This window comes from Sphingobacterium faecale, assembly GCF_016746095.1.
In the GTDB taxonomy this organism is placed as follows: domain Bacteria; phylum Bacteroidota; class Bacteroidia; order Sphingobacteriales; family Sphingobacteriaceae; genus Sphingobacterium; species Sphingobacterium faecale.
Map to the genome: position 1 here is coordinate 333,348 of NZ_JAERTY010000002.1, position 25,795 is coordinate 359,142.

A 25,795-nucleotide genomic window follows, 5' to 3' on the forward strand; every position below is an offset into this window, starting at 1 on the left:
AGCATAAACCGTCATGAGTATTCCATGTGACAGATAACAGTCAAATTATATACATATGAAACTTTATAGCACAAATAATAAAGCATTGCGTGTTTCTTTTCAAGAAGCCGTTTTTAACGCTCTCCCTCAGGATAAGGGATTGTATATGCCAGAAGTCATCCCACAATTAGATCCTTTTTTTATCCAGAATATACAACAATATTCACTTCAGGAGATCGCTTTGGCGGTGGCCTCAGCATTGATCGGTGATGATATCCCTAAGGCGGACTTGAAAAAGATTGTTGATGATGCCATTAATTTTGATGCCCCGGTTAAGTTCTTGAATGCAGAGACGGCTGTTTTGGAATTGTTCCATGGACCTTCTTATGCTTTCAAAGATTTTGGAGCTCGTTTTATGAGTCGGATCATGGGGTACTTCTCTCAAAAAGGCGATCAACTCTTGGATGTCTTGGTCGCGACATCAGGAGATACCGGTGGAGCAGTGGCTTTAGGCTTTTTAGGAGTTGAAGGAACGCGTGTCACGATTTTGTACCCTAAGGGAAAAGTATCTAAGGTACAGGAGGAGCAGTTAACGACTAATGGACAGAATATTAGAGCGCTGGAAGTAGATGGTACATTTGATGACTGTCAGGCTTTGGTGAAAGAGGCTTTTAATGATCGCGAACTTAATAGTGTGTTGCGTCTCACATCAGCAAACTCAATCAATATTTCCCGATTGATTCCTCAGACATTCTACTACTTTTGGGCTTATGCGCAATTGAAAGCTCAGGGGATCTCTGAAGTCGTATTTACAGTGCCTAGCGGCAATTTTGGGAATATCGGTGCTGGGTTATTGGCCTATAAAATGGGACTCCCAGTAACGCATTTTGTTGCAGGGACAAATGTAAATGATACCGTTCCCCGCTTTCTTCGTTCGGGTAACTATGAACCCAAGCCTTCCGTTCAAACACTAGCCAATGCTATGGATGTAGGTAATCCAAGTAACTGGGTCAGAATACAAGATATGTTTGATGGAGATTTAGAACACCTTCGAGGTATGGTCTCTTCGTATACCTATGACGATGTTGCGACTGAACAAGCGATGAAAGAGCTGTATGAAAAATATAATTACATAGCTTGCCCTCACACTGCGATAGCTTATCTGGCATCGGAGGCATATCGTAGAGATACACCGGGGACCTACGCTTCTGTATTTTTATCAACGGCACACCCTTGTAAATTTCCAGACGCAATAGACGAAGCGGTATTTGCCAAAGTAACTCTTCCTAAGGGAGCAGTAGATTTGTCCAATAAACCTAAGCTTGCGACGGATTTAAAAGTCAGATATGAAGATTTTAAAGCCTATTTACTCGCTAGTAGATAGACTGATCGTCCTATATTCGAAAAGAGCAGTATCCGATAGGAACTGCTCTTTTTTTGTTTAGTTTGGAATAAAATTTTGAAAAAGTTTAAAATAAATAATATTGTTTGCTTCTTCAGTTTTATTTTTGTGCGATGAATACGATAATCTTACAAAAAGGTAAAGATAAAGCAGCCTGGCAATTACACCCTTGGGTGTTTTCTGGAGCGATTGGCAAAATAAATGGCCGCGTACAATCTGGAGAGGTTGTGGCAGTATATAATATAGAACAGGAATTCATTGCTTATGGTATCTATAATAATATATCGCGCGTTGCAGTTCGCTTGTTGGAATGGAATCCAGCGAATGAGATTAATGAAGACTGGTGGAGACTGCGTGTAAGAAAGGCCGTTCGGAACCGAAAGCATTTGTTAACGGCAGATAATGATGCGGTTCGTTTGATTTTTGCGGAAGCTGATTTTTTGCCTGGACTGATTGCGGATAAATATGCAGACTATATTTCTATTCAGGTTCATTCGTCAGGGATAGAGCAGGTCAAAGGACTTATCGTTGATGAATTGGTGAATCTCCTGCAACCTAAGGGAATTTACGAAAGAAGTGATTTGAAGTCTAGAGACTATGAGGGGCTACCGGATAGTAATGGCGTATTGTGGGGAGAATTACCTCCAGATTTTGTTGAAATCGTGGAAAACGGGATCCATTATAAGGTAAATATCATTGATGGTCAGAAATCAGGGTTTTACTGCGATCAGCGTGAAAACCGCTTTTTGACGGCTCAGTATGTCAAAGGTAAGCGGATGCTGGATTGCTTCTGTTATTCGGGTGGTTTTACTTTAAATGCTTTTCGAGCAGGAGCTGATGAAGTTGTCTCTGTTGACAGTTCTGCGTTGGCGATAGACACCTTAAAGGAAAATGTGAAGTATAATGGTTTTGATGAGACAAAACATGTAGCGGTTCAGTCTGATGTAAATAAGTATTTGCGTCAATTGGGAGAGGGTGGAGAAAAGTTTGATGTAATTGTGCTGGATCCACCAAAGTACGCTCCCTCGAGATCGACGTTAGAAAAAGCTTCGAGAGCTTATAAGGATTTGAATCGTAGGGGATTGATGTTGTTGGGGAGTGGTGGTCTATTGGCAACTTTTTCTTGCTCTGGAGCAATGGATATTGAGACCTTTAAGCAAGTTTTGGCTTGGGCTGCTTTGGATGCGGGTAAAGAAATCCAATTTATTAGACAGTTTTCGCAGCCAGAGGATCATCCCGTTCGTGCTTCTTTCTCCGAAGGTGAATACCTAAAGGGATTATTGGTGCGTGTATTGTAAGAAAGCAGGTTGAAATGCTGTGGTAAGAAATTCGGCAGAAATACGATTCCTTATCACAGCATTATATTATTACCACCGGATCAACGCCGATCCCCAAGTAAAGCCTGCTCCAAATGCGGCTAGGCAAACCAAATCGCCTTCTTTGATCCGGCCCTCTTCCCAAGCTTCTGAAAGCGCTATTGGTACGGATGCAGCTGTTGTATTGCCGTATTTTTGAATATTATTGAACACCTTATCATCCGCTAACCCCAATGTTTTCTGTACAAACTGTGATATACGGAGATTGGCTTGATGCGGTACCAGAAGGTCTATATCGGCAGGTGTTAGCTCGTTTTTAGCTAAAGCTTCACCGATGACTTCCGGAAATTTTACCACTGCCTTTTTGAAAACGGCCTGACCATCCATATACGGAAAAGCACTTCCATCTTCTAGCATTTTAGGAGTCACGAACATTCCTCCTAGTTCCTGATCGGGCCATTCTGGTCTATTTTCTAAGCCTTTTCCTCCTGATGCTCCAGGGTAATACATGGCTAGTTTTTCGGCATCCGCACCATCGGAGTGGAGGTGGGTACTCAAGATACCTTTGCCCGTCTCAGTCGTTGGTTGTAGTATGGCTGCACCTGCTCCATCACCAAATATCACGGATACGGCACGGCCTCGTGTCGAAAAGTCCAAAGCAAAAGAATGTTTTTCTGAACCGACCACCAGTATGTTTTTATACATTCCTGTTTTTATAAATTGGTCGGCTATAGACAATGCGTAGACAAAGCCCGAACACTGGTTACGGATGTCCAACGCTCCGATTTCTCCCATACCCATTTCCCTTTGGAGCAGTACGCCACAGCCTGGAAAATAATAGTCTGGAGATAAGGTGGCAAATATGATGAAGTCGATGTCTTTAGCCGTTGTTTTTGCACGCTCTATAGCGATCTTGGCTGCTTCAATAGCCATTGATGTCGTCGTTTCCTCCAGACGGTCGGCATACCGTCTTTCCTTGATGCCGGTACGTTCTTGGATCCACTCGTCGGTAGTATCCATGAATCGGGTAAGGTCATTGTTGGTATACACATTTTTAGGAACATAGTGCCCTAGGCCTGCTATTTTAGATTGGAACATGATCTTGTAATTCTAGTCGTTAATAATCCAATTGTTTTCAACCCATTCGCTGATTAGGATGACCTTTTATTCAAAGAGGTCTGTCCATAGGGAGGAAATTACTACAAAATTACGGTTTTTTTGAAAAATACACTACTTTTGCGCTATGGGTGTAGAAACCGCACAAGAAACCTTTACGCTTGAAGAAATATTAGCTTCTGTAAAAGAAAGCCATAAGCTTATTCTTTGGAATGATGATATCAATACGTTTGATCACGTAATCTATTGTCTGATCCATCATTTGCAATATACAGAAACACAGGCCGAGCGTATTGCTTGGAAGGTGCACACCGAAGGCAAATGCGCTGTATTAGAAGGACCTTATGTGGAGCTAGAGATCTATCGGAAGATACTGAAGGCAGAAGGTCTTACCGTTTCGGTGGAGTAGATTTTGCTCGGTAATAATACAGTTACGATAGTCCCTTATTCTGTTTTATTCTCCATTTTTGTAGCTTACGAACGCAATCTAAGCTATGCAACTTAAATTACTATTTACCCTATTTTTTGCCCTTCCTTTATTTATATATGCGCAACAAGGCCAGTTTAAAGTCACTGTCGTAGAGGAGTTGACCAAAGAGCCTGTTCTTGGAGCCAGTGTCGCGTTGTTGCACGCTGTTTCAAAGGCGCCTGTAAAGGGACGGCAGACGGATGGTAACGGAGTCGCTTCTATTGATGGACTGCCTGCCGGTACTTATCTTGTAAAGATCAGTTTTGTAGGAATGCTTGATTATGAACGGGAAGGTGTGGTAATAGCTGCTAATAAGACAAACGATATCGGTGTTGTATTCCTTTTTGAGAGTGGTCGCCAGCTGGACGAGATTGTTGTGAAGGGGCGTCTGCCCGAATTGCAGTTGGGAATCGATAAAAAGGTGTTTGATGTCTCCCAAAGTATGGTTAGTGTAGGTGGTACGGCGCAGGATTTACTCGCCAATGTTCCCACATTACAGGTGGATATGGATGGTTCTGTGAGTTTGAGAGGGTCTAACAGTGTTCGTATTTTGATAGATGGCAAAGAGTCTGCTATGGCAGGTTCTGATGTTAATAAATTGCTTCAGTCGTTACCGGCTGATGCCGTTGCTAAGGTCGAAATCATTACCAACCCCTCGGCAAAGTATGACGCGGAAGGGCAATCCGGAATTATCAATATCGTGTTGAAGAAGAATGTCCGCACTGGCTTTAATGGGGTGGCAAATGCTTCTGTCGGTAGTTACGATAATTATAATGCGGGGGTTACGTTGAATTATAGGGACCGTAAGTTTAATTATTTTGGAGGATATAATTATAGGCATGGCCGTAATGTAGGCGAGGGTGGCGTACGTACGGTACAGCTGTTTGACGGTTTGCAACAGGATAACAGTGAAATCACCGAATCGAACTCAGAAACATTCCGAAAGGGAATAAATAATTCTTTTCGTTTAGGGACGGATTATTATGCTAATGAAAAGACGACGATTAGAGTAGGAGCCAATTTGAGTTTGAGGGATAATAGAAGAGGGGAAGATATTCTTTACAACTACTATAACCGCCCTGATTATGGCAGTTCTAGTTCCCGTGAATCCAGACAGAAAGAAGAGGATCTGGGATATGATATCAGTTTTGATTTTAAGCGCACCCTACGTAGGGAAGGAGAGGAGTTGACGGCTAATGTAACTTATGGTTATGACAAGGAGGATGGTACGAATGACTATATACAGCGCTACGATAAGACTTCTACTATCTCCGAAAGTAGACGTAAAAATGCAACCAATGAAAGTGGCCGGAATTGGAATTTTCAACTGGATTATGTTTTGCCATTGGGCGAGAACCATAAATTCGAAGCTGGGTACCGTACGATATTACGCTCATCGGATGAAGGACAACGTTCGGATAAATTAGTAGAAGGAGTGTTTGAACCTGATTATGGGGTAAACAATGATTTTAATATGAAATCGGGTGTCCATGCATTGTACGCTAACTATCAGCGTATGTTATCTCAACGAATAGGGCTACAATTAGGACTGCGTGCGGAGGATGCTTTTCTAAATACGACTATCCGTAGTTATGACCCATCTCTCATTAATAAAGGTACAGATGTGACGCTAGGCAAGCTCGATTACTTTCGAGTATATCCGAGTTTGTTTTTAACTTATGATGTTAACGCGGAAGGTGATAAGGTGCAGCTGAGTTATTCTAGACGGGTACAACGTCCAAGGGGCTGGCAGGTCAATCCTTTCGTAGATTTATCGGACGAGACGAACTTTAGACAAGGTAATCCGGAGTTGATGCCCGAAGATATCCATGCTGTAGAGATGAGTTTTGCAAAGTTTTATTCGGGGTGGAATTTCCTTGCTTCGGCTTACTACCGCCGTATAAACGATGTTACGCAACCGTTTCAGTATGATCAAAATGATTCTTTAGCAGCTATCTATTTGGCTGATAACCCCAATGCTACTTTTATGCGTTGGCAAAACATAGGTTCTAGAAACAATGCAGGGTTTGAGGTCGTGTCTAAGGTGAATATCTTTTCTTGGTGGGATATAACTGCCAATGGGAATGTTTTTTACTTTAAAATAGAACCGAATGAAGGGTATAACGTTCGTTCTTCTGACGGACTCTCTTGGAATGCGAATCTAACGACAAACCTCAAGTTGGCAAAATTGACCTCTCTTCAGTTGCGTGGCGATTATCGTGCTCCAATGAATAGCTTACAAGGCCGGATGAAAGCCATGAAGGGGGTAGATCTAGCGTTAAAGCAGGATGTATTGAAGGGGAAAGGCAGTGTCACGTTTAATGTTCGTGATTTATTTGATTCTAGACAGTTTGGTGGTGATAGTTATCTCCCATCACAATATTCCGATCGATATTTTAGATGGTCTAAGCGAACATTTACCCTAGGGTTTTCTTATCGTTTCGGTGTACAGGATTTGACTAAAGGCAGAAAGAAAAATGAAGACATGCCTTCCGATGAAAACATGGGCGGTTATTAGACTGTTCTTTTAGACTACTAAGTGTAGGAATTACATTAAGTATTTGTATATTTATTGATAGAATTGTGATTGTAGATTTGAACCTGAATTGTTTTGGACGACTTTTGGGTAATTTGATGACCATAAAATAAAAAATACTTTAATGAAAAACAGCTTTATGTCAGCTTGCTTAATGATTGGGATGTTCTCCTTTTCTGTAGCGCATGCGCAGGGCAAAAAGAGCTTCCAAGCGGTTGCTCCGACTTATGAATTGATGAACTTGCCAAAGGTAGATCTCACAAAGTTTAAGAAAGCCAAAAATGGAGCCTACGTGCTGTTTGATGGTAGTTCATTGGAGGGGTGGCGTGGCTATAATAAGACGTATGTTCCTAATAAATGGAATATAGAAGACGGCGCACTCAAATTTTCTAAAAAACCTAGTGTTGATAAGCCTGAAGGTGGGGATATCATTTTTGCTCATGATTTCAAAGATTTTGAACTGGAGTTTGAATGGAAGATCTCAGAAGCCGGTAACTCAGGTGTGTTTTTTCTAGCTAGAGAAGTCAAAGGTCAACCGATTTATATATCAAGTCCGGAATACCAGATTCTGGATAACGATAAACATCCTGACGCTAGTAAAGGTATTGATGGGAATCGCCAATCGGCCTCATTGTACGATATGATTCCTGCAAAACCTCAAAATGCGAAAGCTGTAGGAATGTGGAACAAGTCGAAAATTGTTGTGAAAGGAGAGAAAGTTCAACATTTTCAGAATGGCAAGAAGGTTGTGGAATATACAATTAGAACCCCCGAGTGGGAAAAACTGTTGCAATCTAGTAAATTCAGCCAAGACAAGTGGCCTCTAGCTTTTGAATTACTTTCTAAAGTGGGCGCTGAGCCAGGGGTGATCGGATTTCAAGACCATGGAGACGATGTATGGTATCGTAATGTGACTGTAAAGGTATTGCGCTAATGAGAATGTGCATGGCAAGATGGAGAGCCATAACTGTATGTGCTTTCCTTTTTTTAATCTGTTTACAAGATGCATTTGCGCAGGTCGAACGAATGTTTTATCCTGTGGAGGCTGAGGCTCTAAAGGGGAGGACTAAAGAGATGCATACTCAAGTCTCGCTTGGCCGCCTTCCGAGTCGATTACAAGGACAGGTCCGGGATGCTGTCTGGAATTTGGGGCAAAATGCAGCTGGCGTATACGTTGACTTCCGTACAGATGCTGATACTATAGTGGTACGCTATGGGGTGTCTGGAGATCTAAACATGCCACATATGCCGACGACGGGTGTCAGTGGGGTCGATTTATATATGAAGGAAGGTAATATATGGCGCTGGGCACATGGTAGTTATCAGTTCAAAGACACAATCCAGTATACTTTTAGTAATATCGGCAAAAATAAAGCAGGAGTATACCGTTTGTACCTACCGTTGTACAATACTGTAAAGTGGCTAGAAATAGGGGTAGATAAAGCAGAGCAGATTTTTTTTGTGGATAATAAAGGAAAGCAAGCTCCTATTGTTGTTTACGGGACTTCTATTGCACAAGGGGCCTGTGTGTCGCGACCGGGGATGGCTTGGACAAATATAGTGGGACGTTCTTTGGATAATGAAGTTGTCAATCTGGCATTTTCAGGGAATGGACGTTTGGAGCAGCCTTTGTTGGATTTGATCGCTCTAGAAGATGCAGCTGTATATGTTTTGGATTGTCTTCCTAATTTAATAATAACTCCTCAGCGAAGCGAAAGGCAATTGGATTCATTGATTGTTGGAGCAGTCAAAACTATTCGGGCGAAGCACCCAAAAACTCCGATTATTCTTACAGGACATAGTTCTGCATTTACTCCAGGGGTTATGAATAGCGGGACACTAGTTGCTTACGAAAAGTCTACATACGTGGGGAAAACTACTTTTGATAAGTTAGTAAAAGAGGGGGACAAAAAACTATATTGGCTAGATAGTAGAGAGATTGCTTTGGATATCAATTCTACTGTGGACTCTGCTCATCCTAATGATTATGGTATGGACAAGATAGCACAGGCCTATATTCGATTGCTTAAGAAAATATTAAAATAAGAGGGGGGATATACCCCTTCTCTATTTTAAAAAATATGCTTTAGCTCTTTTAGATCCCTGATCATATAGTGTACATCTGTTGGCTTATCTGCTCCAGTACTGTTAAAGTATATTGCTTCTAGACCTGCGTTTTGTGCTCCCCGTACATCTGCGTCAACATTGTCACCGATCATAATAGAAGTTGTTTTTTCGGCTTGGCCATTACTTATAGCATGGTCAAAGATTCGAGGATCTGGTTTGTTAACTCCAAATATTTCTGATATAACAACTGTTTTAAAGTAGTGCTCTAGACGGCTATGTTTTAATTTGAGCTCACAGGCTTCTTTAAATCCATTTGATATCAGATGAAGATTGTATTTATCCTGCAAATAAGCGAGTGTCTCGTGCGCATTGGGAAATAGATTTGTCTTCGTAGGACATATTTTGAGGTATTGTTCTTCAAAAGCAAGGGGAAATAGTGCTGGGTCGACACCGAGCTGTGTGAAGGTATCTGCAAATCTTAATCTCCTTAAGGTGGGCTTGTCTATCTTGCCATGATGGTACAGGGCCCATACGCGATGGTTGTTCAGCGTGTAGGTTTCAATAAATAAGTCTGCGCGATTGCTTCCAAAAAGCCGGTCAAATTGAAATGTTATGTAGAGTTCGTGTAATGTTTCTTCTGCATTTCTGTCAAAATCCCAAATTGTATGATCTAGATCGAAGAATATGTCTTTTTTTTGATTGAACATGTACAAACCTACATAAATTCAATATAGCAGACAATATAATCGCTCTAATTGTCTAATTGTCTAATTGGATTTAGTAGCTTCTTTCGATCAATTATATTTTTTAACGGAAGATATGCCGCGTCTTTTTCTTATTAGTGTCATAAAACAAGGGCTATTTTATTATGCCCGTGTATTTGCCTATTTTTGTTGAAATTGCATTTATGAGAAGAGCACTCTTTTGGTTTTATCTACTGGCGCTATATGCACTTTGCCAATTAATTGGGTGGGGATATATGTTTATAAAACATGTGCCGGACAGAAAGGGGATGATTATTGGTGAGGGGTTGATTTTTATAGCAATTTTTGTTTTAGCTGTAATCAAGCTGAAAAAGCATTTGGAACGTGAGCGCTACTACCAGCAACAACAACAGAATTTTTTGCTTTCCGTAACACATGAACTAAAATCTCCTTTGGCTTCTGTTAAGCTTTATTTACAGACTATATTGAAGCGGGACTTGGATCGTGAACAACAGAAAACTTTTTTGTCCAACTCGTTGAAAGATATCGAACGTCTTGATTATTTGGTGGAAAATGTTTTGTTGGCTACCAAACTGGAAAACAGGACTTTTATTCTACCTAAAGAGGATTTTGATTTTTCGGAATTGATTGAAGAGATTTTAGATCGACTTCAAAAAAATGCGTGCAAATCCGAGATTATCAAACCGCAGATCGAACCAGGTATTGTCTTACATGCTGATAAGTTTGCGATTACCAACGTGGTGACCAATCTTGTTGAGAATGCAGTCAAATACTCGCCACCTTGTGCTAATGTAGAGGTGAGCTTGAAGAAAAAGGATAATGATCTTATGTTTTCTGTTGCCGATCATGGAGCTGGTATACAAGATGACGAAAAGAGACTTATCTTTAATAAATTTTACCGTGTAGGAAATGAATCTACCCGTAAAGCCAAGGGAACTGGTTTGGGGTTATATATAGTGAAATCTGTATTGCAAAAACATGATGCTACAATTAAGGTGATGGATAACAAACCTTCTGGAAGCATCTTTGAAGTAACATTTGAAAATTATGCAAGCTAAGCAAAGGATACTCTTAGTCGAAGACGAGGAACACTTGTTGGAGGCCATCAAATTAAATTTAGAACTGGAAGGATACCGTGTTACAACGGCAACCGATGGTAAAAAGGCTTTGAAAATCTTCAAAGAAGAACGGTTCAATCTGATTATTTTGGATGTAATGATTCCTGAAATCGATGGTTTTCAGGTTGCAGAAACTATTCGTCTTCAGAATACTGAAGTGCCTATAATGTTCCTAACGGCTAAAAATAGCAGTGAGGACCGTATTACAGGTTTAAAAAAGGGAGCGGATGACTATTTGGTAAAGCCGTTTAACCTTGAAGAGCTAATCTTACGCGTCGGTAACTTGATCCGTAGGGGAATGAAAGGAGACGAATTAAAGGAACTCAATTCTTATACCATAGGCGACAAGACTATTTATTTCAATTCCTACGAGTTGCACTTGGCAGATGGCACCGTCACTTCGTTGACAAAAAAGGAAACTATGCTCCTAAAGTTACTCATCGAAAGACGTAATGAGGCCGTTTCCAGAGAGCAGATTTTAGAAACCGTGTGGAACTATGATGTGTACCCTTCTACACGTACGATTGATAATTTTATTCTGACTTTTAGAAAGTATTTTGAACCCGATCAAAAGCATCCTATTTATTTTCATTCGATAAGAGGGGTCGGTTATAAATTTACAGATAATACGGACGGTCAAGCCGAATAATATATTTTATGAATACAAGGCGCCGAATGATAATCATAGGCATAGCCATTATTGGATTGGCCTATGCTGTTGTTTTTAAGCACTATAACGTTTGTATCTATTTGTTAGGAATTATTGGTTACTTTATATGGAGCCAGTATAGAGAGGGGACAGTTTTTCTAGCAACGCAGGCATTCCATAGACAAGATTATGAACAAACTGAAAAGCTGTTGGCTGAGATTAAAAATCCTGATACCCTTCGTAAGGGACGACGAAACTTTTACGAGTTTATGAAGGGCAATCTAGCATTGAAAAATAATAATATCGAAGAAGCGGAGTATCATTTTCAGTTGGCTTCGAGGCTGCCTTGGCGTCGAGATAATGAAAAAGGAATGGTCTTGATCAATTTGGCTAATATTAATCTAAGAAAGCAAGATTATGATCGTGTGAACGCGTATTTAGAACTAACGGATAAATTAGTTTTGACGCACAGGCAGAGTGATATTGTTGCAAAAATTAAAGAAGACGTAAAAAAATATAATTAAAATATAGTGAGTACAATTTTACAGAACGATTTGTTTATCAAGGCTGCGCTTTCGCAGCAAGTAGAGAGACCTCCGGTATGGATGATGCGTCAAGCAGGACGCTTTATGCCAGAGTATTGGGAAATTAAAAATAAGTACAGCTTTTTGGAGATGTGTAAAACTCCAGAGATCGCTGCGGATGTGACCATGCTTCCAGTTGATCTTCTAGGTATAGATGCTGCCATTTTATTTTCGGATATCCTCGTCACTGGAGAAGCGATGGGAGGAGATCTTTCTTTTGAGCAAGGGGTAGGACCTCGTTTTTCGAATCCTGTTCGTACCTGGAAGGATGCCGAAAACTTATCTGTCGATTGTCTCGACAAGCTACAATATGTAGCCGATGCTATACATGTTATACAACAACGTCTTGATGGACGGATTCCATTAATAGGATTTGCAGGTGCACCATTTACTATCTTGAGTTATTTGGTAGAGGGTGGATCTTCTAGAGATTTTAAGTTAACGAAGTTAATGTTGAATAACGAGCCTGAATTGGCACACCTTATTCTTCAGAAAATAGCAGATCTTACAATTGCTTATTTAAATATGCAGATCGATGCTGGGGTTAATGCTGTTCAGCTTTTTGATAGCTGGGCTAACGCGTTGTCATGGAATGACTACCATACATTCTCGCATAAATATAATAAATATATCTTAGCAAATCTGAAGCGTACAGTACCTGTAATATCATTTGCGAAAGGAGCATCTGTATTCGCGCCTGTAATGGCTGAGAGTAACCCTGATGTTATTTCTGTCGATTGGAATGCGGATCTGCTGAATATCAAGAAGAGTCTTCCTGCAGGCATCGCTGTCCAAGGAAACTTAGATCCGTTTATTATGTATGCCGACAAACCGGTGATCAAAGCTAAGATTCATGAGCTGTTCGAAAGAATGCGTGGTGAAAACGGCTTTATATGTAACCTGGGACATGGTATTATGCCTGATATGCCATTTGACCATGTCAAATACGCAGTGGAAGTCATAAGAGAGTTCAGATACTAAGGATTAGATAAGAAAAGGAAAAATTATTTGATTTTTCCTTTTTATTTTTGTGCTATGATATATCTCTATGCAAAAGCGGTGCATATTATTTTTGTGATCTGTTGGATGGCGGGATTATTTTATATGCCTCGACTTTTCATCTATCATACCGAAGCAAAAGGAAAAGGGGAGATAGAATATCAAATTTTGCATAATCAGTTTACATTAATGGAAAACCGTCTATGGTGGGTGATTACTACTCCGGCAATGTATATTGCAATAGCTTCAGCATTACTGATGCTTTACACGAGTCCTGGATTGTTGACGTTGGGATGGATGCATGTCAAACTCTTGTTTGTTGTTGGTCTGGTTTTTTACCATTTTAGGACACAAAGGTTGATGTTTGCACTTAGAGATGAAAAATCAACATGGACGTCACATCAGCTAAGGTTATGGAACGAAGTCGCTACCATACTCGTGTTTGCGATTGTTTTTGTTGTTATCTTAAAATCGGCTTTCAATTGGATATATGGCGTGGTTGGAATTTTATTCTTAGCTATACTGTTGATGTTTTTGATCAAACTTTATAAAAAATACCGTAAATCAAAAGGAGAACACGTAGATTAGATGTGATATGATAAAAGGAATTCTGACATTTATAACAATAGTAGTCTTTACATCGGTTGCTTTTGGGCAAGAGCATAATTGGGCATTCGGTTTTTATGGGGATGTTAATGTAAAAGCTGCTAGAGAGAATAGCTTTGGTGTACAGGCCAAATATGATTTGAACAATAGAAGCGCACTCCAGGCTCAAGTGCATGGTAGAAGTAGTTTTGTATCCGTAGGAGCAGACTACCTATTTTCATTCTTAAATAAGCGCAACAGTGATTTTAATGTTTTTCTAGGAGTTGGTGTTGCTGAAGAGTTTGTCCGTTTTCAGAAAGAGGAAGAAATAGACTATGAGTTGGTCAAAGATGATTTGTTCGTTTTGAATGGGCAACTAGGAGTTAGTTATTACTTTTCTCCGGTTAAATTATCTGTTTATGGCGGATATAAAGTGAAGTATATAACGACTGATGAAAAATTTAAGCCCAATTATGTGACATTGGGTGTTCGCTATCACCTATGGTAAATCTGTTATGAAGAGATATTAATCATAAAAAAAGAGGATCAAATCCTCTTTTTTTATTTATATATTTTTGAGAATGGTGTGTCCCATTCGGTCTCGTTTAGTTTTTAAATACTCTTCGTTGTAAACATTGGGCTCTATTTCGATAGGCACATTTTCAACAATCTCGAGACCGTAACCTACTAGGCCAGCTCTTTTCGTAGGATTGTTGGACATTAGTCTCATTTTCGAAACTCCCATATGGCGGAGTATCTGAGCGCCTACACCATAGTCTCTATGATCTGCTTTAAATCCCAGTTGGATATTGGCATCTACCGTATCGACACCTTCTTCCTGCAATTTGTAGGCTTGAAGTTTATTGATTAAGCCAATACCGCGTCCTTCTTGGTTCATGTATACAATGATACCCTTCCCCTCTTTTTCGATCATTTCCATAGCCTTATGCAGCTGAGGGCCACAGTCACAGCGGCATGAGCCAAATATATCTCCAGTCATACAAGAACTGTGTACACGTACCAATACCGGTTCATCTTCTTTCCATTCGCCTTTGTATATAGCAAGGTGTTGTTCTCCACTATTCTTTTGGGTAAAAGCCTTCATCTGGAACTCTCCGTAGGCCGTAGGCATTTTTACGGATACTTCTTCGTTTATTAAGGAATCATGTTTTAGACGATACTCGATTAGATCTTCTATACTAATGATTTTGAGATCAAATCGTTTGGCGACTTCAAGTAGATCGGGTAGCCGTGCCATTTCACCATCTTCCTTGAGGATCTCTACCAATACGCCTGCGGGTTCGAAGCCTGCAAGTCTTGCTATATCGACAGTTGCTTCGGTGTGTCCAGTACGACGTAGAACGCCTCCGTCCATGGCTATCAATGGGAATATATGACCTGGACGCCCCAATTCCTCAGGTTTAATATTAGGGTCTATTAACGCTTTTATAGTTTTTGAACGATCTGAAGCTGATATTCCTGTTGTACAACCATATCCCTGAAGATCCACAGAAACGGTAAAATTAGTTTCGTATATAGCTGTATTTTGGCCTACCATTGGATGCAGATTGAGCTCTTTACAACGCTCTTCCGATAATGGTGCACACACCAATCCGCGTCCGTGTGTCGCCATGAAGTTTATTATTTCAGGGGTAGCATTTCTAGCTGCAGTAATAAAGTCGCCTTCATTCTCCCTGTCCTCATCGTCTACTACAATGATTACTTTTCCAGCCTTGATGTCTTCAATGGCTTCTTCGATTGTGTTTAATTTTATATCCATTGATATATTAGTTTTCAATTACAAAGGTATATTTGATTTTTGTTCTTTTAATAACCAAGAAGTCAAAATTGGTATTAAACCTTTTGTTTTTTGATGTTTAGTTTTTCTTTAACCCACTCCAGAGCAAGTTGAGCTTTGATCTTGTATTGGTCCATATCAAATAGTGCAGAATCCGTAGTGGATTTGTAGGTGAGGAAAGCCGCTAAAGGGCTGAGCACTATTATAGCCATCCACATTCCCCAAAAAGGAGTCATAGCACCATCCTTTGCAGATTTTTCCGCTACTGTCGAGATGATGTGGTATATAAGGAAGAATATAATGGATATAACCACGGGAGCTCCTAGTCCGCCTTTTCTGATAATAGCGCCCAAAGGGGCTCCGATTGCAAAGAGAAGAAGGCAGGATACAGCAAGAGTGAATTTTCTGTGATATTCAATATCATAGCGAATGTCTTTGTCAATCAGTCCTTGGTATTCGGTAGATCTATTGAATGTTCCGTCTTTGAATTGTTGGATCTGTCCTAATGCACTACTAACTACATTTCTTCTATTCGATTCTGGGATATAAGATATTATATCACCGTTGATTTTTATTTTTGCATTCCCACGTATACCTTCATTGTAATACCTGGAGGTAAAAAGAATATTGTGCTTCAGTTCTTGCGAGCTTATCTTTGAGACACTATCTAGCTCCATTAAATTAGTGTCTGATTTGAGTTTTAGTTGACGCAGGTTTAGCATTTGATGGTGTTGTTTAAAAAGATTTTCGTCTGTACGTTTCATTTCAAACGCATCCATATTAAACTTTGTTTCCGTCTCTTTAAAATAAAAACGTGTAAACTGTTGACGAGGGTCGTATGTTTTTGCATTATCGGCACGTGAATCTTCATATCGGACTCCATCGATAAGTTTTAGGATCATAAAATTCTGATCACGTGAATTATACATATATCCCTCTTTGGCGACTAAAACATCACTTGCTGCATTACCTTTAGATTTATCGTAAATAGTAAGGTCATAGAGTACAGTCCCGTCTTTACTTTTGCTTTTTGCACGAATGGCATATCCAGGGATAGTGCTGTTAAAGATACCTGGTTTGATTAAAAAATCGGCTTTCTTATTGCGGACGTCCCATAATAAGGAACCCATTTTTAGGTTTACGACTGGGAGTATATAGTCTGAAAATAGGAATGAGCCACCGGCAAATAAGCCAACGAGAATAAATAGAGGGCTCATGGCTTTTCGTAATGAAACGCCTGCGGCCTTTATGGCGACCAATTCATAGCTTTCTCCTAGATTGCCAAAAGTCATGATTGAAGAGAGAAGCATAGAAAGTGGGAGAGCCATGGACAACTGTACGGCACATTGATAGCCTATAAGCTCCATAATTACATACCACTCGAATCCTTTTCCGATAAGGTCGTCGATATACTTAAATAAAAAAAGCATCAAAAGCACAAACATCACAATACAGAATGTGACAATAAATGGCTTAATGAATGCTTGTAATATTAATTTATGTACTTTTTTCATGTATCTATAAGCATAGCCTTGTTAGCTTTACATGAGGCTATGCATGATGAACAAAGATACAGAATTTTAAGCACCAATTACACTTTGTAAGTAGCTTATCGAGTTATCCCAGATTTTTTTTCGATCCTCTACATTTTCGTCTTTAGCATGGTCAGTAATCGCTAAAGCTACATCGTTCGTGAGCTCATCTTGAATAATTTCAAGCTCAAAAAAATGAGGCTCATCATCTATCCATTTAAACTTAACGTATTTGTTTTCTTTATAAATAGCTAGCTTTGCCCGGTGAGATTCACCATCCCAAATGAATTCGTAAACCCCATCGTGATAAATTACATCATCAGCAAACCATTGAGAAAGATCATTTGGCTCTATTAGGTATGGGTAAAGAATACGAGGAGAAGAGTTGATTATATATTCTAGGTGTATTTTAGTTTTTTCTGACATAGATAAATCACTTTTTAGTTTAACTTTTTCTACTTGATTTCTGTAATAATACATATTTTTATTCTAAAAGTATACGAAGTGGAATAAAATTTGTTAACAATCAAAAAGTTGTCAACATGTTAGCGCTTTCATTTTTAGATAATTGCATTAAACAGCTTTTCTAAGGGATATAAAATTATTAAAATCTCTAAAAAATTACTTTGAAAATAGTTCCTTATTGCTATATTTGCATCACTGAAACGGCGGGGTAGCTCAGATGGTTAGAGCGCAGGATTCATAACCCTGAGGTCGGCAGTTCGATCCTGCTCCCCGCTACTAGATAAAGCTTCAAGGAAACTTGGAGCTTTTGTCGTTTATAGGTATTAACTCTATATTCAATATATAAAGGGAGTAGTCTTTAACTCCGTTTAAATTTCAAATTAGGGCAGGAGTAAATAAGATGTCTTTTCACTCAATAAGTTTTAGGCTATGTACCCGATACGCCCGACCAAAATTATCTGGATCATGGGTTACTGTTGCCCGAATGGATTTCCATTTAGGTTCGGCAGGAATTCTATTTTTAGCTTTTTGACGAAGTTCTTCCCAGTTCTCCCAAATTTTCTCCAATTGACTTTCTATCTCAGTGTCATTGTAAGTGAGCTGAATGTTTGAGATGAAAAAGTATTTATCTTCTTCCTTGAGAAGAACAATTATTGGTCCTCCAGGGATATAGGACTGAATGAGTTCAAGTTCAAAAGTTTCATTACCCTCATATTTTTCCTTTCGGATAACTTCGATAAACTTAAGATGGCTCATAGGGCCACCATCCTGCATTCGAGGCCCGTTATATGCTACCATTTTCGCCTTTACATGATAATCATAGCCGGGTTCTCTTTCATCGAATGCGGAAAGTGAAAGTTGTGGAGATGCATTCTGAGGCATTATTAAAGGGCCATCACCGACTGCACCGTAACGATGGCTAACAAACAACTCAACTTCTTGTCCATCTTTTAAATTAAATGGGCCATAGGTTTCTTCCTTGGAACAGGCTGTAAGAATAAGCACGGCAAAAAATAGATAAACTTGTCTCATGGTTTATAAAAATTTAAAGTTAACTTATATCAAAATGAACGTGATTATTGTGAAAATGCTACAATACCGTTCCGATAATACCGGATAGGTTCTCATCAACCAATTTCGCCGTTGTCTGGCTTTTTATGATAATATATTTCACATCAATATTCAGGTAATCCAAAACAGGATAGAGATTATGGGGGCTGTGGCTTCCGATTCACATCGAAGAACGGATTCCGAAAAACATGCATCATACCATTCCTTTTCCCGAAGATATTCAGGAGAGAAAGATGCCATTCTTTGGCGCATCCGAGAAATCGAAGCGGTTGAAGTTTCCAAATCTCAGACCATTGATCGGGAATAGTGCGGATATCAGTAAGATAAACGTAGGGCTTAATGTCAACTCTGCTTTTTCGAGTAAAGGTTTCTCATTTGGAGACGGTTTATCTGCTAAGATTCCTTTGTCAACTTGGCTTTCTGGGGAGTTGAGAGCGAGTTATTCTCGCTTAACGGTGGGAGAGGAAATAGAAGCAGATACAATGCATATCCGAATACGTCACACGGTAGGTATGATCTCGGTTCCTGTCTTGTTGAATTATACAGTTTCTGAAAATTTTTCTGTTTCATTGGGAGTAACTCCTTCTAAGGTCATAACCGAGCGACGTAGGGAAACCCTACAATTTTACCAATGGGAACCTGTTAGCACATCATCGGCGGATTCAACAAGACGATTGGTCAGCGAACGTCGGGAATCTAGCTATGAGGATTCTGTGTATAAAAACAATACCTATTTAGGTTTCGCTAGGTTATCAGGAAGATTAAGCCCTTCTTTTTTGAAGAAATTCAATGTTGTTATTGAACCTTATATTGCATTTCCGATAGGTACACTACATAGCGATCAATATAATTGGACACATGGTGGAGTATCATTAAGGGGATATCTCAACAAACCTTAGGAGAAAATGGATGCTAGCATCTGAATGGTTGACTCCTTCGAATTTATCTTATTGCATAGCTCGGAGCATAACCGTAAAAATTTTTGAAGGCAGTAGAAAACTGTACAATGCCATTGTATCCGCACAGGTAGGCGATTTCGGTTATACTATGTTTCTCTTCATTCAATAAATCTATGGCATGTCTCATCCGTAAAGAAATCACATAGCTCTTTATCGTCATGCCAAAACAGGATTTGAAGCCTTTTTTGAGTTTGAACTCATTGAGATAGCTCATTCGAGCAAGCTCCGGAATCCCCGGAGCATCTCTAAAACCGATATCTAATATATTTTTGGCTTCTAGGAGCTTTCTATGATCCCGGTCATTCAAGCCTGATTTATTATATAAAAGGTGCTGCTTTTGGTTTATTTCGAGTTGCAATAGGAGGAGCTCTTGTATTTTATTCTCAATATAGAGGCGTTTTAACTCTCCTTTTCTAGTGCATGACCTTATTTCGTGAATGACTGCATGTATATATGGGTTGAACTGCAGCATCGTCTTGGAGAGCGTAGCTGTCTTTTGCTCGAAGATATTATTTACAAACTCTTGATGCAGTATATAGTCTTTCGGAATGAGGTTAAAATAATACTCCTTAGAGAGGATGATGATTAGAAACTGAACAGGGATGTTTGGAGGCATTTTAAACCGACCGTGGTAGTTTTTAGAGAAGGTTATATTATGTGTGTTGGCTAGATCCCATGTAGAGTGTGTTAGCTTATCAATATCGGCTTCTATTTTAGAGTCAAACATAAATTCCATCATTACGCTTTCACCGTCTATCTTGAAGATATCCGTCATAACCTGTTGCAGGGTCATTGTTACATCAATTAACAACATGCCCCCGCAGGACATCTGTTTGTAGGTGATTTGGCCTATTCTGTCTTCTACAATGTCAACTTCACTTTCGTCCAGTAGGGTAGACCTGTTATAGGCATCGTCTATTTCCTTTTGGATATAATACCTGTCAACCTGTTTCAACTTTGCTGAAAGCCTCATTTTAATCCTTTTATATTAAATAATCATCCTGTTTTGTTAACCTCTTGCATTTAGATAAATCTAGCTTTGCAAATATATTTATAATGAGTCTTAATAAGAATAGCTTTAAGGCATATCATTGTAATGATTCTGTTAATTGTTTCAAATACTGGGCTAAGGAGTTGAAGACAACACTACTTATATTCGTTTTATTATTTTTTTCTATACTCTCTCTATTTGTAGGAGTGGCCGATATTTCTATATCAGATATTCTTCTATGGGATATGGACAAGATTTCTATCGTGTCTTTGAGTCGTATACCAAGAACCATATCGTTAATACTAGCTGGAATCGGATTGAGTGTATGTGGTCTTATTATGCAACAGATGACACAGAATAAATTTGTGTCACCCACTACAGCTGGGACATTAGAAGCAGCCAAGGTGGGCTTATTGGCAGGGATGTTTCTTATTCCAGCATCTAGTATGCTTGTAAAAGGAGCTTTCGCTTTCTGCTTTACATTCCTGGGAAGCTTGCTCTTCTTGTTTATTACAGAGCGTATACGATTCCGCAACGTTATTTTTATTCCATTAGTGGGACTTATGTTTGGAGGTATTCTGAACTCCATTGCTACTTTTTTTGCCGTCAATCATAATTTAGTGCAAGACATGAATGCTTGGATGATGGGCGATTTTTCTGGTATTTTGCAGGGACAGTACGAGCTTATTTATGTCAGTCTACCTGCGATAATAGTCACTTATCTATATGCCAATAAGTTTGCCGTTGTAGGGATGGGGCGGGATTTCTCCAAAAATCTCGGACTGAACTACAAAGCTGTTATGAACATTGGCGTATTATGTGTCTCCTTAACGGTTAGTACTGTCATTATCATTGCCGGTTCTATTACTTTTCTGGGATTGGTCGTTCCGAATATAGTCAGTATGGTATATGGCGATAATATTAAGAAAACTCTTCCTTTTGTTGCGCTGTGGGGAGCTATTTTCCTGCTGATCTGTGACATTATTGGAAGGGTAATCATTTTCCCTTTCGAGGTTCCGATAGGTATGGTCGTTGGTTTTATCGGAGGTATACTATTTCTCCTTCTTTTATTGCGTAAGAAATGAAGGAGAACAAGAAGAGAGTTTTGCTATTACTATTATTGGCCCTTATTATTATAGGTTTATTCTTAGGTTATAATCTTGGGACTAGTTGGCGGTTTGCGCTAGAATTAAGGTCCATCAAGTTGGTCGCAATGCTTGTCGTAGCTTGTTGTGTTGCTTATTCTTCTGTTGCTTTTCAGACGATCACTGCCAATAGGATTTTAACCCCCTCTATTATGGGATTTGAATCAGTCTATATGCTATTGCAGACCATAATCGTGTTTGTATACGGCGATATGACTTTTCGTGTTCTTAATGGTTTTGACAATTTCTTGCTGTCGGTTCTATTCATGATCGGATTTTCCTTTCTGCTTTATTTTCTGATTTATAGAAGAGGACGCAACAATATGTATTTGTTGCTACTGGTGGGACTGGTACTTGGGATTTTGTTCAATACGTTCAGCTCCTTTATGCAGTTATTGATTGATCCCAATGACTTTTTCATCATTCAGGGAAAGATGTTTGCCTCTTTCAATAAGATAAATGAAAGCTTGCTATGGTATGCTACAGGTATTTTGATCATCGTTTTGCTCTTCGGTTTCCGAATGAATAGGTATCTCGATGTACTCGCTTTGGGACGTGATCAGGCAATTAGTCTTGGAGTGGATTACCCTAAGGTGGTGAAGACCTTCTTTATTATCATTGCTATTCTTGTATCGGTTTCTACTGCGTTAATTGGACCAATCGCCTTTTTAGGATTATTGGTGACCAATGTAACTTACCAACTGATCAAGTCGCAGCGCCATGGACTGGTTATTCCGGCCTGTTGTCTGGTGTCTATCGTTGCTATTGTCGGAGGGCAGTTCATTATGGAGCGAATACTTAATTTTTCTACGCCTATTAGTACAATTATCAATCTGGTAGGAGGGGTATATTTTCTGTATCTATTGCTAAAAGTCAAAAAAATATAATGTTAATTCTGTTTAAATAAATTATATCACATATGAAAAAATCTATTTTTTTATTCGCGTTGGCGATAACATTTGCTTTTACGAGCTGTAATAATGCTAGTCAAAAAAAAGCAGAGGGTGAAGAGTCTAACGATAAAGTCACCATAACTCATGAGTTGGGAACGGTAGATGTGCCGGTCAATCCCCAAAGAGTAGTCGTATTGGACTTTAGTCAATTGGAAAACTTAGACTTTATAGGCGTAAAGCCGGTAGGTATCCCCAAAACAGGAGTGCCAAAGTATCTTTCAAAATATAAGGACGATGAGAGTATTGCTGACCTGGGTAATCTGGTTGAGGCTAATATCGAAAAATTGAATGAGCTGAATCCTGATTTAATCATTATCGGAGGAAGGCTTAAAGATTCCTATGAACAGATTTCTAAAATTGCCCCGACTATTATTCCTGTTTGGGATACAAAAGACCAGTTCGGTGCATTGGAGAAAAATACCACTAACCTGGGTAAGATCTTCGGTAAGGAAAAAGAGTTTGAAGCTTCCTTAGCCGCTATCAAGGACAAGGCTGCATCAGTCAAAGAAAAAGCAGGGAAATCTGATGCAAAGGCCTTAGTCGTATTACATAACAAAGGACGTTTTAGTGCTTATGGCAGTGGTTCACGCTTTGGTCTTATCCACGATATTCTAGGTGTGCAGGAAGCTGCAAAAGGTCTAGATACGCATCTTCATGGCACGAAGACCTCTAACGAATTTATTGCAGAAACCAATCCTGATATCTTATTTGTCGTGGATAGAAGTGCCGCTATTGGTGATACTCCATTAAACAAAGAGGAAGTTGAGAACAAATTGATCCAACGCACAAATGCGTTTAAAAATGGAAAGATTGTGTACTTAGATTCGGAAACATGGTATTTAGCAGGTGGCGGAGTAATCTCTATCAACAGAATGATCGATGAAGTAGATAGGGCTTTATAATAAAGAATAATAGATAAGCTCCAAGTGAAGAAACTTGGAGCTTTTTTCTGAAAGTGCCTTTGTTATTGATTCGATACTATATTATAAGGCATCAATGAGCGCTCTTCATCCGGCTCAATGAAAATCACCAACAGTCACGAAAGTTTTATTTTGGTATATGACAGTCATTATGATTACTTTTAAAAGCTAATCAGATAACATATCTTAATAAATATGACAAAGTGCCAATTAATTGAGACATTTGTAAAAAACCATCAAATCCTAGTAGACTATATAGATCAATTGGAAGAAGAGGGATATCTCTATACCCAAGGTCGAAAATGGACAGCGGGGCAACAATTACATCATGTAGGCTCCACTATTGTTCCATTTACTAAAGCTTTGGTTTCAAAAGAATACCTGGTTCAAAAGTTTGGCGATTTGGATAGATCCACTTGGTCTTATCAGACTGTTTTGGATAACTACGCAAAGACAAGTCTAAAAGCACCTGAACAGTTTTTGCCACCTGCGGAAGTCAGCTTTGAACAAAAAGAGACTATTATTACGTCACTTCGCAGCGATCTCGAAAAAATAAGTGCTCTGTTGGAACTTTATGAAGAAGATGAACTGGATCTTCTCGTTATTCCACACCCTTTGTTAGGTAAAATGAATATTAGGGAGATCTTCTATTTAATGGGGTATCATCCTATCCATCATCTCAAGCAAATTAAAACTCTGTTAAATGATTATAAGGTGTAAGTGCGGGGGCTGCTAATGCAAACCACAGCCTGACAAAAAAGCTCCGAACTTCTAAGCCTTTCTTAGTAGTACTCTAGAGAAAGGCTTGAAGTGCGACTTAAGAGCATGGCCAATCTCTACGCGAAAAATCAATCGTCATTGTTTGTTGAGATTAGCAGTGTTTTGATGTTAAGCTTTCTTTTTAATACCTTTGTGCCATTATGCGGCAATAATAAATCTATTCTTAATAATAATTATACCCTTTGGTTGATTCTATACCAAGGGCTTTCCTGTATTTATTAATTGTTAACAGATACTATACCATCAGATATAGTAACTTCTTTATTATTGCTTCATAATATGAAATCTAAAGAGAGATATACGCTATTTTTTATCGTGATAGTGGTCACCATAGATACCGCAGGGTTCGGTATTATTTTTCCAGTTCTACCACAGCTATTGACTGATTTATTGCATACAGATATTAGTACCGCCGCCCAATATGGGGGCTGGTTGTCTTTTTGTTATGCCCTTATGCAATTTGTCTTCGCTCCTATATTGGGTAACCTCAGTGATGCTTACGGACGCCGGCCAGTGTTGCTGAGCTCCTTGTTAGGCTTCGGAATAGATTGCATTTTTTTAGCTTTTGCACCTGATATATTGTGGCTGTTTTTTGGGCGTACCATCGCTGGGATCACGGGAGCGAGTTTTTCGGTTGCATTAGCTTGTGTAGCTGATATCAGTACGGGAAAAGATCGAACAAAGTTTTTCGGCTTGATCAATGCCGCTTTTGGTGCGGGATTCATTTTAGGTCCCGCCATTGGAGGGGTGTTGGCCGAGTGGGGAACACACGCACCTTTTCTTTTTGCGGCTACCTTGAGCCTGATCAATTTTATCTTCGGATATTTTTTCTTTGCAGAGTCCCTAGAGAAAGAGAATAGAAGGAAATTTGATTGGAGAAAAGCTAATCCCTTTGGTGCCCTCGTGCATTTACAGAAATTGCCAGCCGTTTGGTCGTTGGCTATCGCGATGTTATTCGTCTCCATGGCAACACACAGCATGGAAAGCGTATGGTCATTCTTTACTATAGAGAAGTTTCACTGGGATAATTCGATGGTGGGGTATTCTCTGGCGTTTATTGGTGCCCTTTCTATTATCGTACAGTTGTGGGGGGTAGCTTTCCTTGCGGATAGGATAGGGGAGCGGAGTATGCTGATCGGTGGTCTTTGTTGTCTCATATTCGGTTTTTTTATTTTTGCTTTCTCTCCTGTGCAATGGTTATTATTCGTTGGAATAATAATATTTATTATAGGCGGTATTCACGGAACAGCTCTGCAAAGTCTTATTTCCCTAAATGTCCCTGACAATGGACAGGGAGAGCTTCAAGGTGCTTTGGGTTGTCTACTCGGCTTTACTACCTTTGTCGCGCCGCCAATAATGACATCGACCTTTTCTTATTTTACGAATGAAGGAGCTCCACTTTATTTTCCGGGAATTCCTTTTCTTATAGCAGCAACATTGGGAATTATTGGCTTGATTTTATGCTATTTTAGTATTAATAAATTTCAAAAGGAAGGCACATCCGATAGATCATAGAACACTTTAGATTTTGATATATTGTAGGAATATACTTTGATAATCAAAATCTATCTAGATTTTTAAGGTGCATTTTATAGTTTCGTTTGAAACCTTTTAAATAATTGACCTTTTTGTAATA

25 protein-coding genes and 1 tRNA gene are annotated in these 25,795 nt (G+C 39.3%); 19 read left to right on the forward strand and 7 right to left on the reverse strand.

Annotated features, from left to right (window positions below; genetic code table 11):
* Nucleotides 1-55: 55 nt before the first annotated feature.
* Complete coding sequence (thrC, locus tag JKG61_RS04435; protein WP_202101774.1) at nt 56-1,363, forward strand: threonine synthase; 1,308 nt, start codon at nt 56-58, stop codon at nt 1,361-1,363.
* Between the two features lie 131 nt (nt 1,364-1,494).
* Nucleotides 1,495-2,679 carry a class I SAM-dependent rRNA methyltransferase gene (locus JKG61_RS04440; RefSeq protein ID WP_202101775.1) on the forward strand — a complete coding sequence of 395 codons (1,185 nt, stop codon included), beginning with the start codon at nt 1,495-1,497 and terminating at the stop codon, nt 2,677-2,679.
* 69 nt (nt 2,680-2,748) lie between these two features.
* On the opposite strand, the gene JKG61_RS04445 is transcribed toward JKG61_RS04440, so the two are convergent.
* On the reverse strand, nt 2,749-3,795 hold the full coding sequence (locus tag JKG61_RS04445) for a 3-oxoacyl-ACP synthase III family protein (protein WP_202101776.1): 1,047 nt from the start codon (nt 3,793-3,795) through the stop codon (nt 2,749-2,751).
* Between the two features lie 145 nt (nt 3,796-3,940).
* Between JKG61_RS04445 and JKG61_RS04450 the strand changes: the two genes are divergently transcribed.
* From JKG61_RS04450 to JKG61_RS04465, 4 genes are all read left to right on the forward strand, one after another.
* Nucleotides 3,941-4,222: an ATP-dependent Clp protease adaptor ClpS gene (locus tag JKG61_RS04450; RefSeq protein WP_021068923.1), complete on the forward strand. Its 282-nt coding sequence runs from the start codon at nt 3,941-3,943 to the stop codon at nt 4,220-4,222.
* Between the two features lie 85 nt (nt 4,223-4,307).
* On the forward strand, nt 4,308-6,800 hold the full coding sequence (locus tag JKG61_RS04455; protein ID WP_202101777.1) for an outer membrane beta-barrel family protein: 2,493 nt from the start codon (nt 4,308-4,310) through the stop codon (nt 6,798-6,800).
* 142 nt (nt 6,801-6,942) lie between these two features.
* Complete coding sequence (locus tag JKG61_RS04460) at nt 6,943-7,752, forward strand: 3-keto-disaccharide hydrolase (protein WP_202101778.1); 810 nt, start codon at nt 6,943-6,945, stop codon at nt 7,750-7,752.
* Nucleotides 7,753-7,763: 11 nt separating this feature from the next.
* Nucleotides 7,764-8,864, forward strand: a complete 1,101-nt coding sequence (locus JKG61_RS04465) for an SGNH/GDSL hydrolase family protein (protein WP_202101779.1) — start codon at nt 7,764-7,766, stop codon at nt 8,862-8,864.
* 26 nt (nt 8,865-8,890) lie between these two features.
* Here JKG61_RS04465 and JKG61_RS04470 read toward each other — a convergent pair whose 3' ends face one another.
* Complete coding sequence (locus JKG61_RS04470) at nt 8,891-9,592, reverse strand: YjjG family noncanonical pyrimidine nucleotidase (RefSeq protein ID WP_202101780.1); 702 nt, start codon at nt 9,590-9,592, stop codon at nt 8,891-8,893.
* A gap of 200 nt (nt 9,593-9,792) precedes the next feature.
* On the opposite strand from JKG61_RS04470, the gene JKG61_RS04475 reads away from it, so the two are divergent.
* The 6 genes from JKG61_RS04475 to JKG61_RS04500 are packed head-to-tail and all read left to right on the forward strand — an operon-like array spanning nt 9,793 to nt 14,053.
* Nucleotides 9,793-10,668: a sensor histidine kinase gene (locus JKG61_RS04475; protein WP_202101781.1), complete on the forward strand. Its 876-nt coding sequence runs from the start codon at nt 9,793-9,795 to the stop codon at nt 10,666-10,668.
* The gene (locus JKG61_RS04480; protein WP_021068929.1) at nt 10,658-11,377 is read left to right on the forward strand and encodes a response regulator transcription factor; all 720 of its coding nucleotides are present in this window, start codon (nt 10,658-10,660) and stop codon (nt 11,375-11,377) included. The genes JKG61_RS04475 and JKG61_RS04480 overlap by 11 nt, the downstream gene beginning before the upstream one ends.
* 8 nt (nt 11,378-11,385) lie before the next feature.
* Nucleotides 11,386-11,901: a hypothetical protein gene (locus tag JKG61_RS04485; RefSeq protein WP_202101782.1), complete on the forward strand. Its 516-nt coding sequence runs from the start codon at nt 11,386-11,388 to the stop codon at nt 11,899-11,901.
* Between the two features lie 6 nt (nt 11,902-11,907).
* Nucleotides 11,908-12,942: a uroporphyrinogen decarboxylase gene (hemE, locus tag JKG61_RS04490; protein ID WP_202101783.1), complete on the forward strand. Its 1,035-nt coding sequence runs from the start codon at nt 11,908-11,910 to the stop codon at nt 12,940-12,942.
* A gap of 54 nt (nt 12,943-12,996) precedes the next feature.
* The gene (locus JKG61_RS04495; protein WP_202101784.1) at nt 12,997-13,548 is read left to right on the forward strand and encodes a CopD family protein; all 552 of its coding nucleotides are present in this window, start codon (nt 12,997-12,999) and stop codon (nt 13,546-13,548) included.
* A 7-nt stretch (nt 13,549-13,555) separates the two neighbouring features.
* Entirely contained in the window at nt 13,556-14,053 is a 498-nt protein-coding gene (locus JKG61_RS04500) for an outer membrane beta-barrel protein (RefSeq protein WP_202101785.1), read from the forward strand.
* A gap of 57 nt (nt 14,054-14,110) precedes the next feature.
* On the opposite strand, the gene JKG61_RS04505 is transcribed toward JKG61_RS04500, so the two are convergent.
* The 3 genes from JKG61_RS04505 to JKG61_RS04515 form a co-directional block, all read right to left on the reverse strand.
* A complete protein-coding gene (locus JKG61_RS04505; protein WP_202101786.1) occupies nt 14,111-15,325 on the reverse strand; it encodes a bifunctional 3,4-dihydroxy-2-butanone-4-phosphate synthase/GTP cyclohydrolase II in 1,215 nt (404 codons plus the stop codon).
* A 74-nt stretch (nt 15,326-15,399) separates the two neighbouring features.
* Complete coding sequence (locus JKG61_RS04510; RefSeq protein WP_202101787.1) at nt 15,400-16,857, reverse strand: LptF/LptG family permease; 1,458 nt, start codon at nt 16,855-16,857, stop codon at nt 15,400-15,402.
* 66 nt (nt 16,858-16,923) lie between these two features.
* A complete protein-coding gene (locus JKG61_RS04515; protein ID WP_202101998.1) occupies nt 16,924-17,301 on the reverse strand; it encodes an START-like domain-containing protein in 378 nt (125 codons plus the stop codon).
* Nucleotides 17,302-17,542: 241 nt separating this feature from the next.
* Here JKG61_RS04515 and JKG61_RS04520 point away from each other — a divergent pair.
* Nucleotides 17,543-17,616 (forward strand) — tRNA-Met (locus tag JKG61_RS04520).
* Nucleotides 17,617-17,748: 132 nt separating this feature from the next.
* On the opposite strand, the gene JKG61_RS04525 is transcribed toward JKG61_RS04520, so the two are convergent.
* The gene (locus JKG61_RS04525; RefSeq protein WP_202101788.1) at nt 17,749-18,372 is read right to left on the reverse strand and encodes a hypothetical protein; all 624 of its coding nucleotides are present in this window, start codon (nt 18,370-18,372) and stop codon (nt 17,749-17,751) included.
* 227 nt (nt 18,373-18,599) lie between these two features.
* Between JKG61_RS04525 and JKG61_RS04530 the strand changes: the two genes are divergently transcribed.
* A complete protein-coding gene (locus tag JKG61_RS04530) occupies nt 18,600-19,310 on the forward strand; it encodes a hypothetical protein (protein WP_202101789.1) in 711 nt (236 codons plus the stop codon).
* A 43-nt stretch (nt 19,311-19,353) separates the two neighbouring features.
* On the opposite strand, the gene JKG61_RS04535 is transcribed toward JKG61_RS04530, so the two are convergent.
* On the reverse strand, nt 19,354-20,343 hold the full coding sequence (locus JKG61_RS04535) for a helix-turn-helix domain-containing protein (RefSeq protein ID WP_202101790.1): 990 nt from the start codon (nt 20,341-20,343) through the stop codon (nt 19,354-19,356).
* 83 nt (nt 20,344-20,426) lie between these two features.
* Here JKG61_RS04535 and JKG61_RS04540 point away from each other — a divergent pair, with 83 nt between their 5' ends.
* The 5 genes from JKG61_RS04540 (at nt 20,427) to JKG61_RS04560 (ending at nt 25,674) form a co-directional block, all read left to right on the forward strand.
* Nucleotides 20,427-21,446 carry an ABC transporter permease gene (locus JKG61_RS04540; RefSeq protein ID WP_202101791.1) on the forward strand — a complete coding sequence of 340 codons (1,020 nt, stop codon included), beginning with the start codon at nt 20,427-20,429 and terminating at the stop codon, nt 21,444-21,446.
* Nucleotides 21,443-22,393, forward strand: a complete 951-nt coding sequence (locus JKG61_RS04545; protein ID WP_202101792.1) for an iron chelate uptake ABC transporter family permease subunit — start codon at nt 21,443-21,445, stop codon at nt 22,391-22,393. Before JKG61_RS04540 ends, JKG61_RS04545 begins: the two co-directional genes overlap by 4 nt.
* Before the next feature lie 32 nt (nt 22,394-22,425).
* Complete coding sequence (locus tag JKG61_RS04550) at nt 22,426-23,361, forward strand: siderophore ABC transporter substrate-binding protein (protein WP_202101793.1); 936 nt, start codon at nt 22,426-22,428, stop codon at nt 23,359-23,361.
* 213 nt (nt 23,362-23,574) lie between these two features.
* Nucleotides 23,575-24,099 (forward strand): DinB family protein, encoded by a 525-nt coding sequence (locus JKG61_RS04555; protein ID WP_202101794.1) that lies wholly within the window; start codon nt 23,575-23,577, stop codon nt 24,097-24,099.
* 339 nt (nt 24,100-24,438) lie between these two features.
* Entirely contained in the window at nt 24,439-25,674 is a 1,236-nt protein-coding gene (locus tag JKG61_RS04560; protein WP_202101795.1) for a TCR/Tet family MFS transporter, read from the forward strand.
* Nucleotides 25,675-25,795 lie beyond the last annotated feature (121 nt).